The following is a 14,328-nucleotide window of genomic DNA, read 5'->3' on the forward strand; positions in this document are numbered from 1 at the left end:
GGCTGCCTCGCCGAGACCAGACTCAGGCTGACGACACCACGGCTACAAGCTCAGTAATCACGACCATCAGAGACCAGCCGGGTTGACGCCGGAGCCCCCGCCCAACCGCCTGCCCGATCCGACGGATCAGAAGGTTGCAGGTTCGAATCCTGCCGAGTGCCCAGCAGACCAGAGGCCCCTGTGGAGTGATCCACAGGGGCCTCTGGCTCATGCCTTGACGGCAGCCTTTGACGGCAACCGCGTTCGGGAGTGCATCAGGGGTGTCCGGTGGATCTTGGCGCGCAGCCCTGATCCGCCGGCCCCTGGCCAGGGGCTGGTGCTGGCCATGACCGAGCTGCCGCCTGATGCGCCCTGGTTCCGGGTGATCCCGAACCCTGGCGTCTTCGCTGCCCATCTCGTGGGTGACCGCGGACGCGCTCTGCGGGTGGGATTCCGGTGTCTGTTGGAGGCCCCTCGCCGCCTGCGCCCGGGGTGCTGCCGTTCGCCTACTGGTGACCGGAGTCGTGGGCCGCACTCACGATGAGATCAGTGACCGCCTGGGGGTGGGAGACCAGGGACACGTGCGAGGAGTTGATCTCCACCGTCTTGCGCGCGTGTGCGCGCTTGGCCTCGTACCGCTCGAGGCTCGGGTCTATGGCCCGGTCCTGCGTGCCGACGAGCACGTAGACCGGCTTGTCCCGCCAGGCCGCTGCGGTGAGCTTGTCGGTGAACGCCGACTGCGCGATCGGGCGCTGTGTCGACGCCATGACGGACGCCTGCTGCTGCGGGACGTCCTGGGCGAAGGTCGCCTGGAGCTTGGCGGCCTGGATGTACACGTCCGTGCCCGTGGTGCCGTCGCCGTTGCGGAACGGCACTTGCTTGAGCGCCTTGGTGAGCGGGGCGGCCGGGAACTTGCCGGAGAGGCTCGCGAACGACTCACCCTTGTCCGGCATGATCGCGTTGACATACACCAGTGCCTTGACGTTGTCGAGCCCGGCGGCCGCCTGCGAGATCACCCCGCCGCCGTAGGAGTGTCCGACGAGGACGATCGACCCCTTGATGGTCTTCAGGAGGCTGTTCAGGTACGTCGAGTCCTGGGGTATGCCGCGCAGCGTGTTGGGCCACCGCCAACTTCGGCTCGCGCCCTGGCGAGGCCTTCACCACCCTCGCCACGTTCCAGCCGGACGCCCCGCTGGTCTGCATGGAGTTCTGGAACGGCTGGTTCGACCACTACGGCGGCCCCCACCACGTCCGGGACACCACCGACGCCGCCGAGGCACTCGACGGGATCCTCGCCGCCGGTGGATCGGTCAACATCTACATGGGCCACGGCGGTACCAACTTCGGCTGGTGGGCCGGAGCCAACCACACCGGCAAGACCCTCGCCGACCCCGGCTACCTAGCCACGATCACCAGCTACGACTACGACGCGCCGATCGGCGAGGCCGGCGAACTCACCGAGAAGTTCCATGCCTTCCGCGAGGTCATCGGCCGCCATGTGCCGCTGCCGGACACCGAACTGCCCGCCCAGCCGCGGCGGGTCGACCCGCGGACCGTCCCCGCCACCCGCGTCGCGTCCCTGCGGGGCAGCCTGGACCTGCTCTCCGCCGCGCTGAGGCGCCCGGCCCCCGAACCGATCGAGAAGCTCGGCCACCACTGCGGGCTCGTCCACTACCGGAACCACATCACGGGACCCGGCGGTCCCGCCACGCTGACCGTCGACGGCATCCGGGACCTGGCGCAGATCTTCCTCGACGGGCACCTGGTCGGCGTGCTCGAACGCGACGACCCGTCCCCGACCATCGAGCTGTCCGTCCCCGAGGGCGGCGCGGAGCTGGAGATCCTCGTCGAGCCCTTCGGCCGGGTCAACTACGGCCCTCACCTGGCCGACCGCAAGGGCCCGGTGGCAGGCGTGCGCCTGGACCACCAGCACCTGTTCGACTGGGACATCCGCGTGCTCCCCCTCGACGACCTGACGGCCCTGCCCACCACCGCTGCCGCCGAAACCGACGACGGCCCCGCCTTCCACCGCGCCGTCGTCGACCTGCCCGAGGCCGCCGACGCATTCCTTTCCGTCCCTGGCAGCCACCGCACCCTGGTCTGGCTCAACGGCTTCCTCCTCGGCCGCCTGCGCACAGAGAAGGGGCCGCAGCGCACCCTTTACGCCCCGGCGCCCGTGTGGCGTGCGGGTGCCAACGAGATCCTGGTACTGGACCTTGCCGCAGCCGCCACACCACTCACTGTGGAACTGCGGGCAGAGCCCGACCTCGGGCCGATCGCGGCAGCCCCCCAGTACTGACCGCGAGTAACACCGACCCCCTTGCCCGCCTCGAACGGAGCATGCTTCCGGCCTGGCCGAGCGGCCCCGCGACCTTCGGTACGCCCGGATCTCGCTCCGGCTGTAGCAGTCCATGCAGGAGTGGGGCCGCTCCAGCCAGGGCGCGGCGCTTGCCGGGCCAGGCCAGCCCGCCTGGGGCGGGTCAGGCATCGCGCTCGGGATCCGGCGAGCACGGCATCGACGGCCCGGCCACCGGCCCCGAGGCCGGGGCGAAGGGCGTCGTTAGGCCCGACCGATTTCCGGGGACCGAGTGCCAGCACTCGATGCCAGCGGCACGTGGTCCGGGGCGCGGCCCGGCCGCGACGTCGTCCTGCTGTATGTGAGCCCGCCGACCGATTCCCCGGCGGCCCGCCCCGAACGGTGGCCGGCCGTCTTCGCCTCCGTCACGGCGGGCCCCGGCGCGAGCGTCGAAGCCGAGATCGCCCTGCCCGAGCGCGCCTTCCAGGTCTGAGACACCGCCCTCGGCACATGGACGACGCTCCTTGGCCACCACCTCGCCCGTGCCGCACACGACGCGCTCACGCCCACGCTCTTCGTCGAGCTGGACACCACCGGCTGACTGCCCCCACCGACCGCTGGGGGACCCGGCCTGACACCGGTCCCTCAGCACCCACCCGCGTCACGCCGCATTCGGCGCCGTGGCCAGGTTCTGCTTCACCTGCCGGCTGGTGTCGTCGGCGAGGATTTCGGGCAGGCCCTGCTCGATGCCGGCCAGGGCCTGAGCCGCGACATCGGCGGGGTCGGCCTTCTGGTCGGCGGAGACGCCCGAGGCCATGTCGGTGTCCATGTATCCGACGTGCAGCGCGGAGACCGTGATGCCGCGCGGGGCCAGTTCCTCGCGGACCGCATCGGTCTGGGCCCACGCGGCGGCCTTGGACGCGGCGTAGGAGCCGAGCCCGGCCGGGTGCAGCCAGGACAGGACGGACAGGACGTTGAGGACGGCGCCGCCGCCGTTGGCCTCGATGACCGGGGCGAAGGCCCGGGTCGTGGCGAGCGGGCCGAAGAAGTTCGTCTCCATCTCCCGCCGGACAGCGTCCAGGTCACCGGTGATCAGCGTGGCGGCGGTGGAGATACCGGCGTTGTTCACCAGCAGCGTCGCGTCGGACGCGATGCGGGCTGCGGCCCGGACGGACTCCTGGTCGGTCACGTCCAGGGCGAGCGGGACGGCGCCCGGCACATCGACGGTCTCGGGGCGGCGCGCCGCCGCGTACACCTTCGCTCCACGCTCCACGAGCTGGGCGGCCAGGTGACGCCCCAGTCCCCGGTTGGCGCCGGAGACCACTACGACCGCGTCCTTGAGTTCCATGCTTGCTCCCCATGTCTACGAGCCGTCCGGACGACCGGACGCGATTTTTAGATTACGTTCACAATCTAAAAATCCACTATAGGATAGATGTCGACCGACATTCAAATGGGGAGGTGGCTGATGGGCCGCGTATCGCAAGCTCAGGCACGGGAGAACCGCCAGCGGATCGTGGACACCGCCTCCCGGCTGTTCCGCGAGCAGGGCACGCACGTCAGCGTGGCCGACCTCATGAAGGCGGCCGGCCTGACCCATGGCGGCTTCTACAAGCAGTTCGCCTCCAAGGAGGCGCTCATCGACGAAGCCACGACCCATGCCTTCGGTGAACTCGCCGAACGTCGGACGGTCGAGCGCGGGCTCCGTACGGGGCAGGGGGCCGCCCGGCAGGCGTTCATCGACGCCTACCTCTCCGTCGAGCACCGCGACAACGCGGCGGACGGCTGCCCGGTCGCCGGGCTTGCGGTGGACATGGCACGGGGAAGCGGCGACCGTGGGGCCCACCGGGTCTATGCCGAGGGAGTCAGCGACTTCGCCGAGTGGCTCGGCGCCGACGACGGTGACGGCATCTCGCGGCTGTGCACGATGATCGGGGCACTCGTCCTGGCCCGGGCCACCAAGGGTTCCCCGCTGTCCGAGGAGATCCTCGCTTCCGCGCGCGCGGCCTTGACGGTCGGGGAGTGACCGGGGCTGGGCGCTGCTGGCCTTCGCTTCGTAGCGGGCGCGAGCGCGGCGGTCAGTGCGTGAGGGGATCCGGCTGCGGGCCGGTCGGCGGTTCGCGGCGGGTGAGAAGACCGCGGTGATCGCAAAGGATCTGCGGGTGAGTGTGCGGTCGGTGGAACGCTGGCGCCGCGCCTGGCGCGAGGGCGGGTTGGAGGCCTTGCGCTCGGCCGGACCGGCGAACTCCCCGGCCGTCACCGATGCCCAGTTCGCCGTGCTGGAAGAGGAATTGGGCAAGGGTCCGGCCGCGCACGGCTTCGGGGACGAGCAGTGGACCCTGGCCAGGGTTCAGACGGTGGTCCGCCACCAGCTCCGGCTGAGTCTGTCGGTGGCGACAGTATGGCGGCTGCTGAAACGGCACGGCTGGGCCTGGCAGGCACCCGCCCGCAGGATGACTCCCAGCGCGCCGCGATGAAAGAACTGGTCAAGTCGCCGCCGGTTGCTCAAAACCCGTACCTGGACCTACGCTCCGCACCGGGAGTTAAGGCAAGATGACATGGTGTCAAGTCTTCGCAGCGACCCTCGCACCTCCGCTGCTGTCCGCGGCAGCGGCTGGGTGGGCAACTCGCCACAGAGCGAACAGTTACTGACGCACCTGGCGCCCGGTGAGCGGGTCGAGTTGCTGTTCACCACCCTCCGGTTCCAGGGCGCGCTGACCGGTCGGCGTCTTCTCCTGTGGCGGGGCACCTTCAAGGTGGAACACATGGAACTGCGCCGCCCCCTCACCGTCCTGGGGAGTGGGAGTCAGTCCCGGTTCGGCGAGGCGGTCGTGCTCGACGGCCCCGAAGGGGTGATGGAGCTCAAGCCCCTTTCCCTGGCGGTGGCCCGCGCTTTGATCGACGCCGGCCGGCCGGGCGATGACGATGCCCTGGCCGCTCCTCCGCACGTCGCGCGGGACGACCGCGATGCCTCCGGGACACCCCGAGCGCACCCGCGGACGACCGGCCAGGCGTCCGCACCTCCGCACCTCCGCATGCGGAGGAAAGTACCGGCTCACAGGAGAGGGTGTTCCGCGCGAGAACCATCCGCACGTGGCAGGACGCCGAGCTCGCCGCTGTCGACCACATGCGCAGTATCGGCTTCACTGAGGCGCAGGTGACGGGTTCCGGCGCGGACGGGGGCATCGACGTGATCGCCCGCGATGCCATAGCGCAGGTGAAGCACTACAGTCAGTCAATCGGTGTCGGCCCCATCCGAGAACTGCGGGGGGTGGCGGACTCACACCATCACCTGCTGTTCTACGCGTCCGGCGGCTATACGGCCAATGCCCTGGAGTTCGCCGACGAGAGAGGGGTCGCGCTGTTCTCCCTCCTGGAGTTCGGCCACATCACTCCAGTGAACGCGCCAGCGTCTCGGCTGTCTGCTCGCCCGGCCCAGACCGCCGGGTGGAGCCGGACAATGCCCAGCTGGAGTCAAGTGGCTTCGGGGCGAGGGCGGGACCCGGGGTGCGTTTTGGGCCGTCTGCCTCATCACCTCAATCGTGCCCCTGCCGTGCCCGATGTACAGGGAACTGACGGGGAACCACGGTGTCTGACGGACAGCACGCATGAAGACGACCCCCGACCGATTCACCTGGTCAGGGGCCGTTAACGTGCGGTGGGTGTGGGATTTGAACTCACGGTCACATCGCTGCGACGACGGTTTTCAAGATCGTTCAGGGGTTGCCTCGCCATTTGAGACTCCGTCGACCACATGCCAGTCTCAGGCTGAGTACGCTCCTCACGAGAGGGGGGCTCATGGAGCCAGCCGGGTACGCGTTCACGCTTCTGCTGTGGGGCGCCGCCATCGCTGTGTTCACAGTCAGTGTGATCGTCGCAGTGGTGGTGCCACGTTGGCGCCGAAGGATCATCGCCGGACTGGAACAGGACGAGCAGGACCAGGAGGGCCGTGCCCTTCACGTGCCCGATCAGTAGGCGATGAGCGGGGAACCACGGGGAATCACGGCGCTTGGGTACCCGGGCCCAGGTCTGCGTCTTGCCTGGTCAGACCAGACCCGGGTACGTGGTCTTCCAAACAAGTGCTCAACTTGTGCCGGCGCTTGAGTGGGCCACTGAGCCCGCCGTCCGGGACGCTGAACAGCAGCAGAAACTACGCAGGAGGGGCGAAAGAGTTCCCGCCGGGTACCGGTGGACCACCCCACCAGGCCCCCGGCAGCGGGACAGGAGCCCAATCCGGTCCGCGGTGATCCAGCCACCATCTGCCGATGATGTGGAACTTCTCCTCGAAGGTTCGATCCCAGTTGAGGAACCCTGTGATCGGCGCCCGCAGGCGTGTACGGCGGCCGCCCGCTTCGTAGATCACGACGGTCCGGGCCCCGAAGATGGACTCGACCTGTATGGCCTGCACGTCGGCCCAGGGAATGGTCCGGCGGCGCAGGTTGTGCACGACGGCCGCTGACTGCGCGAGAGTGACCCCGAACGGCCGCGAAGCGATCAGCAGCACGAACGGCAGCACGACTGACGCGAGTGGAGGACCAACCGGCCCCCCGTCCAACCAGATCAACACTTGGAAGGGCGCCATGATCACAATGGCGGGCAGCATGGGCAGCAAGCGTTGAAGGCGCGTCAAGCGGTAGCGGATGCACTCCAGCGGCAAGCCCTCGCTCTGCGGTCGCCCCATCGACCATCCCCACCATTCCCATGCAGCCACAGCTGCGCGTGATCGTCCACGAAGTGTGGCGATGCTCTACCGCGTTGTCCACCCCCCAAACCCGTATCGCGAAATCCGAGGTGCGGCCAGGGCCCAGCGGAGTTTTACGTGGCCTCCGTGCCCCTTCCGTGCCCGACCGAGCGGGAAATCACGGGGAGCACCGGGTGATCGCGGTCGCTGGACATGCCGACGGCCCCTGACCAAGCTGGCTGATCAAGGGCCGTTCACCTGCGGTGGGTGTGGGATTTGAACCCACGGTGACATCGCTGCCACGACGGTTTTCAAGACCGTCAGCTCAGGTAAGGGGTGGCAGACCGGCCACGCAGCTTGCCCCGACTGCCCCGACTACATCCAAAATAGCCACAACAATCAGTCTCCCTCTGCCCATAAGCGAACTCCCCTCACTCCGTGCCCTACGATTTCTGGAACCCTCCAAGGCCAGACCCACGAATCGCAACACAACCAGAGCCAGGACAGCCAGGGCGAGAACTGCCATCTGAGTCGAACAGATGCTCCATGCCCCTTGCCTCAACTGACGGCGTTGCCAGGTTAGTTCATCCGGCCTCCTGCCGAGCTCGAACGGCAGATTTCTGGGTCTCGCTTGAGGATGCCCAGCCCCGTGCAGCAGCGAAGTGCGGCAACTTCCCCGTGCCACAACCGCGCCAGATCGGGCGGGGACTCACGGGGAACTGCGGCTGATGGCGGAGGCCACAGCCAGCAGCTACCAAAGTCGGTATCCCGCAGGTCAGGCCTCAACTCGCCCCACGTTGCTCCTAAAGCGGGTGTCGTAGATCATGCGCGAGGCCCCTAATGAGCTCAGGTCGCTCGGCGGACAATGGCCGCATGACGTTGACGATTTGGATCGATGACTGGCAGATCCAGTGCTGCGGACAGAGCTTCGCGCCAGGGGATGTTGTCTCCTGGACGCTGCTGGAGGTCGACCCGGAGGATTACGCCGACGTCGTTGGCGGCGAACGTGCGGATGAGATCGACTTCCGCGAGGAGCATCACGGCCAAGGGGATGGGCACGCACCCACCTCGGTGGAGGTGGTGTCGATTGCCGAGGTGCACTGCCGTTACGGGGTACCCCCGGGCGCTACGGACAAGGTGAACTACCCCGTTCCGGGCACGACCGTGCTGGTTCCGGTGAAGGAGGCGGACGGGTGGGCGAAGGCCAGGCCGGACGTTAGCTTCGCGGGCTATCTGGTGACGGCTCGGCGTGCCACAGACGGACCGGAAGGTGCTGCTGCTCGCGGTCAATGAAGGAGTCGGCGGGGCAGGCTTCCTGCCCGGTCGCTGTACAGCAGCTCCGTACCGCAACCCCAGCAACCGCCCCTGTTCGGTAGCGTCCCTCCTGGGCCTCGGGGCGGCCGGTATGGCCGTCGCTGACCGATCCGGCTAGAGCTACGGATCAGAAGGTCGTATCCTCGGCCGGTGGTGAGGTCGTCCGCACGGTAAAGGCCGCGACCCGGGGTGCGACAAGGGTCGGCTGTCTCACCACCACAGCAGGACCGTGCCACTCTCGTGCCAGAACGCGCAGGGACTCACGGGGAGTCACCAGTAACAGCGGTGCAGACGCCGGGACGTGCTGCACGACAGATCCACGCAGGTCACGCCAGAGCCGCCCTACCTCGCTCCTAAAGCGGGTGTGATCACATCCAAGGAGCACCCTCCCGGGGCCGTCTCGGGGCCGTGGAAGGGTGCTCAATGATGACCAACGCTGACAACTGCCGACAGCTCAGCAGCAGGTCACAGCGTTGATCGATTACGTCGTAACCGCAGGTGGGAACCCGGCGTGTCACTACTTCGGCTTCTGGTCAACGTACGGGCATTGGTTGCCTAGGAGCGTGTCCCAGTAACCCGCACCCCGCCTGCGGTTCGTGATCATTCGTGCGGGATGATCACGGTATGCGTGATCGGGATGGGCTGTTCGAGATCGAGCCGGGTGAGAAGAAGCAGCCGCAGGGTCGTCCCGCGGCGGTGGACAAGACGTTCCGGGCGTTCGACCCGCACCAGGTCCTGCTGCTGCCGCCGTCGCTGGAGGACTGGCTGCCGGAGGACCACCTGGCCCGGTTCGTCGCCGACCTGGTCGACGAGGTGCTCGACCTGTCGCCGATCCTGGCCGACTACACCGAAAAGCGCGGCTACCCGCCCTACGACCCGCGGCTGATGGTGCGGCTGCTGATCTACGGCTACACCACCGGGGTGCGCTCCTCGCGGGCGATCACGCGTAAGTGTGTCGATGACGTCGCGTTCCGGTTCCTGGCCGCCGACCAGACTCCGGACTTCCGCTCGATCGCCCGGTTCCGCCGCCGCCACCTGGACGCGCTCGCCGGCCTGTTCCTGCAGTCGCTGCACCTGGCGCGGAAGCTGGACATGGTCAAGATGGGCCGCGTCGCGCTGGACGGCACCAAGCTGGAGGCCAGCGCCTCCAAACACAAGGCGATGAGCTACGGCCGCCTGATCGGCAAGGAAGAGCAGATCGAAGCCGAGATCGCCGCCCTGGAGGCCGCGGCCCGGTCCCTGCTGGACGACGCCGAAGCAGTCGATACCACCGAAGATGCCCGGTTCGGCGTGGACGGCAAAGAGGCCGACCTGCCTGCCGAGCTGGACCGGCGTGAGAAGCGCCTGGCCAGGCTGCAGGCCGCCCGCGCGCAGATCGAGGCCGAGGCTGCCGACAAGGCCCGCCGCCACGCCGAGGACAAGGAACGCCGCCGTCAGGAGCGCGCCGGGACCAGCGACGAACGGGCCGTCACCGACGCCGGGCAGAAGGCCGCCGCGAAGGTCCGGCCCAAGCCCAAGGCCCAGGCCAACTTCACCGACCCCGACTCGCGGATCATGAAGAACAGCGACGGCGCCTACATCCAGGCCTACAACGCCCAAGCTGTCGTCGATGAAAAGCACCAGGTCATCACGGCCGCCGACATCACTACCAACGCCTCGGACGCGCTGAACTACACCCCGATGCTCGACCAGTCCGCGCAGAACACCGGCGTCCACCCCAAGCAGGCCCTCGTCGACGCCGGCTACTGCTCCGAAACCAACCTGGAAGCCGCCCAAGAGCGCCAACTCGCCTGCGGCACCGACACGTTCATGGCCACCGGCCGACTCGGCCACGACGAACAGGTCCCGCCCGCGCCCCGCGGACGCATCCCTGCCAGCGCCACCCTCAAGGAGCGCATGGCCCGCAAACTGCGGACCAAGCCCGGCAAGGCCGCCTACAGCCGCCGCAAAGCCATCGTCGAACCCGTCTTCGGCCAGATCATGACCTGCCAGAACGGCCGCCAACTCCTCCTGCGCGGTGAGGACGGAGCCCGCGGCGAGTGGCGACTGTTGGCCGCCTGCCACAACCTCCGCAAGATCTTCCGACACGCCGGAACCGCAGGACTCGCCGCGGCGGTGGATTTCAAGTCCAGTGAGACATTTGTGTGGCTATGAGATCTGTGGTGTGGTTTCCCTGCGCTTGGCGGGGTCGTTGATCCACGCTTGCTGGGGTATCTCGGGCGGTGTGGGGCGGCGACCGAAGCGTTCGGGGTGGCGGGCGAACGCTTCGGCGAGCGTGACGGCTCTCTGGTCGCGGACCTCCTCGGCGGTGCCGAAGTGGACGCTGGCGGGCGTGTGCCATCCAATGCCCGAGTGCCGGTGCTCGTGGTTGTAGTACGCGATGAACGCGTCGAACCAATCACGGGCGTGGGCCAGGGAATCGAACCGCTCGGGGTAGTCGGACATGTACTTGGTGGTCTTGAAATGGGCCTCGCTGTAGGGGTTGTCATTGGAGACTTTCGGCCGGGAATGGCTGCGGGTGACGCCGAGGTCGATCAGCAGCTGAGAGACCTTCTTGGAGGTCATTGAGGTGCCCCGGTCGGCGTGGACGGTCTCGGGCACGATGCCGTTGCGCTCGATGGTGTCCCGGATCAACTCCTCGGCACGCTCTGCTGATTCGGCGCGTTCGACGGTGTGGCCGACGATGTAGCGGCTGAAGATGTCGATGACGACGTAGGCGTGGTACCAGGTGCCCTTGGCCGGTCCGGCGAGCTTGGTGATGTCCCAGGTGAAGACCTGGGATGGGGCGGTGGCGACCAGTTCGGGCACGGTCTTGGCCGGGTGGGTGGCCTGACGGCGACGCTCGCCGGACTGGCCCTTGTCACGCAGGATCCGGTACATCGTGGAGACCGAGCAGTGATAGCGGCCCGCGTCCAGCTCACGGGCCCAGATCTGCGCGGGCGGCAGCTCCACGTACTCGGCGCTGTTCATCAACTCCAGTACTGCCGCACGCTCTTGATCCGTCAGCGCCGAGGGCTGGGCCTGGACGTGGGAGCGGGGCGTGCGGTCGGTCGGGGGCTTGAGCCTGCGGTAGTGGGTGGCCCGGGAGCGGCCGGTCAGCCGGCACGCGGCCGTGATGCCCAGCTGGCCCTGAACGCCGGTGAACGCGGTGTCCACCACGGGGTCGGTGGCGTGTTTCAGTCCGCGCTCTCGGAGATCATTTCCAAGAGCGCGGAGGCTTTTCCCATCACCTCGAGTGCGGCCTTGTTCCGGGCCAGGTCCTTCTGCAGCCGCTCCACCTGCTGTCGCAGCTTCTCGTTCTCCACCTCCGCGGCGGACTTCTTCGTGCGGGCGGGGCTGGTCCGGCGGTCGACCAGGTTTTCCCTCGACTTTCGTCGTTCTGACCAACTGTCAGATAGGTAGCTCGCACGGGTGACCTGTGGCCATCGGCCCGGCCGGGAGGCAGACGCCAAGGAAGCATCGGCGGTGCTTATGTCGCCTGCTGTGAGGGACCCGCCGATGCTTCCGGATCCGACCGTACCCGCATCTCTGCTCGCTGTGCTGGGCGCTTTGCGCGGCAGTTTCACCTCGCCGACCTTCTCCACGTTCGCCGCGCTGGTCACTGGGCTGATCGCGAACACCGGTCGGGGCACGGTCACCGGGATGCTGCTGGGCGCGGGGTTGACCCGTTGCTGGTCCCATGACCGGGCCCACTCCTTCTTCGCCCGCGCCCGCTGGGAGCCGCAGACGCTGGGCGCGTCGCTGTCCCACCTTGTGGTGCGCTCTGTGGTGCCCGACGGCACCCCGCTGACGGTGGCGGTGGACGACACGCTGTTCAAACGGCGTGGGAAGAAGGTCTTCGGCGCCGCCTGGCAGCACGACGGCTCCGCCGCCGGCCGCGACGGGATCGGCTACGGCACCTGCTTCGTCGTCCTCGGCCTGATCGTGGACCTGCCGTTCCTGCCCCGTCCGGTGTGCCTGCCGGTGGCCGCCCGGCTGCACCGCCCGAAAGGCGAGCAGACCAAGGTCGAACTGGCCGCTTCCATGATCCGATTCCTGGCCGCCTGCCACTGGAGCCGACGTATCGATGTGGTCGCGGATGCCGCCTACCACGGCAAGGCGCTGCGTGACCTGCCCGTATCTGTCACCTTCACTACCCGGCTGCCGTCCCACGCGGTGCTCTACCGCCTTGCCCCACCGCCGACCGGACGGCGCGGTAGGCCCCGCCTGAAAGGCGACAGGCTCGGCACTCCGGCCGAGCTGGCCGCCACGCTGGCGTTCACCCCGCAGGCCGTGACCCGCTACGGCCGCACCGAGACCGTGTTCACCGCCGAGACCACCTGCCTGTGGTACGGCTCCTTCCACACCCAAACGGTGAAGGTGCTGCTGCTCCGCGAGGATGCCATCGACACCGGCTACGACCTGGCGTTGATCTCCACCGACCTGACCGCGTCGGCCGGGCAACTGGTGGCCCGGTATGCCGCGCGATGGTCGATCGAGGTGACCTTCGGCGAAGCCCGCGGCATCCTCGGCGTCGGCCAGGCCCACCACCGGACCCGGCGCGCGGTCCAGCGAGGGGTTCCGTTCGGCCTGTACTGCTACACGATCACCGTGGTCTGGTACGCGCTGCACGGCCACCACCCCCAGGACGCGGCCGAGCACCGGGCACGGGCCCCGTGGTACCTCACCAAGACGCACCCGGCGTTCTCCGACATGACCGCCAAGCTCCGCCGAACGATCATCGCGGCCCGATTTATGCCCATCGACGCCGGTCAGCCCACAGATACCGAAATCCGCGCCGTGCAAGAGGCATGGGCCGCAGCCAGCGCACACCTGGCATGACGATCAATCAGAACGTCGAAAGTCGAGTTTTCCAGGGCCCCGGCATCCCGGGCGGCCCGCCACTCCTTGACATGCGAGTGGTAGAGGCGTTCCCGGCGCAGGACCGCGCCCTTCTCGTTCCTGGGCGCGGCGTCGTACTCGGCGACGATCCGCAGTTTGTACTCCGAGGTGAAGGTACGGCGCTTCGGCCTCGGTGCCGGGTCGGACCCGACGGGCTCAGTGCTGGGCATAAGGGGCGGTTCTCCTGTCGTGCCCTCTCAGGCTAACCCCGCAGAACGGGACGTCTCACCCGAGGCTGACAGAGAGGGCGGCGATCAGCTGACCAGCCCGGTCAACGGCCCCCTTCAGGCCGATCCCCAAGCCGACATAACCAGGCCACCCGCCTCAGCAGGCACCCAGCGAGCAACCACCGATCTCACCGTCACGATCACCAGCCGATTGCCCGTTACCGGGACACGCTCCTAGCTATACGGTGCCTGACATGGACCCCCTTCTGAGCGCCGAGGATCACATACCGAACCGGGAGGCCCTGGCTTCCTTTCTGACGCGCCTTCGCGAGGACCATGCGCAGCACATCCCCGCTGGGTGCGTGCGCTCAGTAAGGTGCGCAGAGTGCGATACCTGACGGAGTCCTTGCTTGTCGGTGCCTTGAAGGAGGGCCGGCCAGTTGAGCAGTTCCTTGGGCCGGTCGCCGCTTCCGGCCGAAGCGGCGTCAGCTACGTCGAGATCCGCCCAGTGCGGGGGTCTTATGAGGTCTACGTTCATACGGTTGAGGACGTCGGCCACGAGAGCTTCTTCGACCTGGTCGAATTCCCACCGTTCGATGCCGATGCCGATGCCGATGCCGATGCCGACGAAGAAGACTTCGGCCGTCTCGTCGCCACGGTCCAGGACCCGTTGAGCGCCCTGGCTGCCGCCGAGGAGGTCACGGGCTCGGTGCGGGAGCGATGGATCAACGAGACCATGGCCCACGACGAATACGCCGACTTCGTTCGAGCGGGTCGGCCTTTGTCTGCGTCTCCCGATGGGCAACCCTGGCCGTGCCGGGCACCAGGCAACTGAATCCCAGTCGCCGAGCTATAGCTGCGCTCGCGACACGTCAGAGAGTGCGTGTCTAACTGCGTGACAACGCCGACGAACAATGGCGGACAGGAGCGCACGTCTGTGGACGATCGCAGCAGCTCAGGCGCATAGCAACTCAAGGCCGAGCGCCCATCCAAGTTGCTTCGGGACGAAG

General features: G+C 68.0%; 15 protein-coding genes, 1 tRNA gene and 2 pseudogenes. 11 read left to right on the forward strand and 7 right to left on the reverse strand.

Annotation, left to right across the window (positions count from 1 at the left end; all coding sequences use genetic code 11):
- Window positions 1-485: 485 nt before the first annotated feature.
- Window positions 486-1,091, reverse strand: coding sequence for an alpha/beta hydrolase (locus tag OG395_RS47975; RefSeq protein ID WP_327249692.1), 606 nt, complete (start codon window positions 1,089-1,091; stop codon window positions 486-488).
- Window positions 1,092-1,153: 62 nt separating this feature from the next.
- Here OG395_RS47975 and OG395_RS47980 point away from each other — a divergent pair.
- The 3 genes and pseudogenes from OG395_RS47980 to OG395_RS47990 all read left to right on the forward strand — a co-directional run.
- Window positions 1,154-1,924 (forward strand): annotated as a pseudogene (locus tag OG395_RS47980) (beta-galactosidase); the annotation flags it as partial.
- Window positions 1,925-1,933: 9 nt separating this feature from the next.
- On the forward strand, window positions 1,934-2,278 hold the full coding sequence (locus tag OG395_RS47985; protein ID WP_327249693.1) for a hypothetical protein: 345 nt from the start codon (window positions 1,934-1,936) through the stop codon (window positions 2,276-2,278).
- A 289-nt stretch (window positions 2,279-2,567) separates the two neighbouring features.
- Entirely contained in the window at window positions 2,568-2,768 is a 201-nt protein-coding gene (locus tag OG395_RS47990) for a fibronectin type III-like domain-contianing protein (RefSeq protein WP_327248539.1), read from the forward strand.
- A 168-nt stretch (window positions 2,769-2,936) separates the two neighbouring features.
- On the opposite strand, the gene OG395_RS47995 is transcribed toward OG395_RS47990, so the two are convergent.
- On the reverse strand, window positions 2,937-3,623 hold the full coding sequence (locus tag OG395_RS47995; protein WP_327248540.1) for an SDR family oxidoreductase: 687 nt from the start codon (window positions 3,621-3,623) through the stop codon (window positions 2,937-2,939).
- A gap of 120 nt (window positions 3,624-3,743) precedes the next feature.
- On the opposite strand from OG395_RS47995, the gene OG395_RS48000 reads away from it, so the two are divergent.
- The gene (locus OG395_RS48000; RefSeq protein ID WP_327248541.1) at window positions 3,744-4,301 is read left to right on the forward strand and encodes a TetR/AcrR family transcriptional regulator; all 558 of its coding nucleotides are present in this window, start codon (window positions 3,744-3,746) and stop codon (window positions 4,299-4,301) included.
- A gap of 55 nt (window positions 4,302-4,356) precedes the next feature.
- Window positions 4,357-4,728, forward strand: a pseudogene (locus OG395_RS48005) (winged helix-turn-helix domain-containing protein); the annotation flags it as partial.
- Window positions 4,729-4,920: 192 nt separating this feature from the next.
- Here the strand turns inward: OG395_RS48005 and OG395_RS48010 are convergent.
- Window positions 4,921-5,223 (reverse strand): hypothetical protein, encoded by a 303-nt coding sequence (locus OG395_RS48010; protein ID WP_327248543.1) that lies wholly within the window; start codon window positions 5,221-5,223, stop codon window positions 4,921-4,923.
- A gap of 179 nt (window positions 5,224-5,402) precedes the next feature.
- Between OG395_RS48010 and OG395_RS58700 the strand changes: the two genes are divergently transcribed.
- Together OG395_RS58700 and OG395_RS48015 are read left to right on the forward strand one after the other, a co-directional pair.
- Window positions 5,403-5,927, forward strand: coding sequence for a restriction endonuclease (locus OG395_RS58700; protein WP_442818802.1), 525 nt, complete (start codon window positions 5,403-5,405; stop codon window positions 5,925-5,927).
- Between the two features lie 146 nt (window positions 5,928-6,073).
- Complete coding sequence (locus OG395_RS48015; RefSeq protein WP_327248544.1) at window positions 6,074-6,250, forward strand: hypothetical protein; 177 nt, start codon at window positions 6,074-6,076, stop codon at window positions 6,248-6,250.
- Window positions 6,251-6,425: 175 nt separating this feature from the next.
- Here OG395_RS48015 and OG395_RS48020 read toward each other — a convergent pair whose 3' ends face one another.
- Window positions 6,426-6,956, reverse strand: a complete 531-nt coding sequence (locus OG395_RS48020) for a hypothetical protein (RefSeq protein WP_327248545.1) — start codon at window positions 6,954-6,956, stop codon at window positions 6,426-6,428.
- Window positions 6,957-7,220: 264 nt separating this feature from the next.
- Window positions 7,221-7,319, reverse strand: a tRNA-Ser gene (locus tag OG395_RS48025).
- 510 nt (window positions 7,320-7,829) lie between these two features.
- Here OG395_RS48025 and OG395_RS48030 point away from each other — a divergent pair.
- Together OG395_RS48030 and OG395_RS48035 are read left to right on the forward strand one after the other, a co-directional pair.
- On the forward strand, window positions 7,830-8,249 hold the full coding sequence (locus tag OG395_RS48030; RefSeq protein WP_327248546.1) for a DUF6578 domain-containing protein: 420 nt from the start codon (window positions 7,830-7,832) through the stop codon (window positions 8,247-8,249).
- 717 nt (window positions 8,250-8,966) lie between these two features.
- Window positions 8,967-10,424, forward strand: a complete 1,458-nt coding sequence (locus tag OG395_RS48035; RefSeq protein ID WP_442818803.1) for an IS1182 family transposase — start codon at window positions 8,967-8,969, stop codon at window positions 10,422-10,424.
- On the opposite strand, the gene OG395_RS48040 is transcribed toward OG395_RS48035, so the two are convergent.
- The gene (locus OG395_RS48040; RefSeq protein ID WP_327241096.1) at window positions 10,419-11,426 is read right to left on the reverse strand and encodes an IS3 family transposase; all 1,008 of its coding nucleotides are present in this window, start codon (window positions 11,424-11,426) and stop codon (window positions 10,419-10,421) included. The two genes, OG395_RS48035 and OG395_RS48040, sit on opposite strands and share 6 nt — an antisense overlap.
- Window positions 11,427-11,446: 20 nt before the next feature.
- Window positions 11,447-11,575, reverse strand: coding sequence for a hypothetical protein (locus tag OG395_RS48045; RefSeq protein WP_268270499.1), 129 nt, complete (start codon window positions 11,573-11,575; stop codon window positions 11,447-11,449).
- 193 nt (window positions 11,576-11,768) lie between these two features.
- Here OG395_RS48045 and OG395_RS48050 point away from each other — a divergent pair, with 193 nt between their 5' ends.
- Window positions 11,769-13,091 carry an IS701 family transposase gene (locus tag OG395_RS48050; protein ID WP_327241768.1) on the forward strand — a complete coding sequence of 441 codons (1,323 nt, stop codon included), beginning with the start codon at window positions 11,769-11,771 and terminating at the stop codon, window positions 13,089-13,091.
- 612 nt (window positions 13,092-13,703) lie between these two features.
- On the forward strand, window positions 13,704-14,153 hold the full coding sequence (locus tag OG395_RS48055; RefSeq protein WP_327248547.1) for a hypothetical protein: 450 nt from the start codon (window positions 13,704-13,706) through the stop codon (window positions 14,151-14,153).
- The last annotated feature ends 175 nt before the right edge of the window (window positions 14,154-14,328 follow it).

The sequence above is a fragment of the Streptomyces sp. NBC_01320 genome (assembly GCF_035974375.1).
Classification (GTDB): Bacteria; Actinomycetota; Actinomycetes; order Streptomycetales; family Streptomycetaceae; genus Streptomyces; species Streptomyces yanii.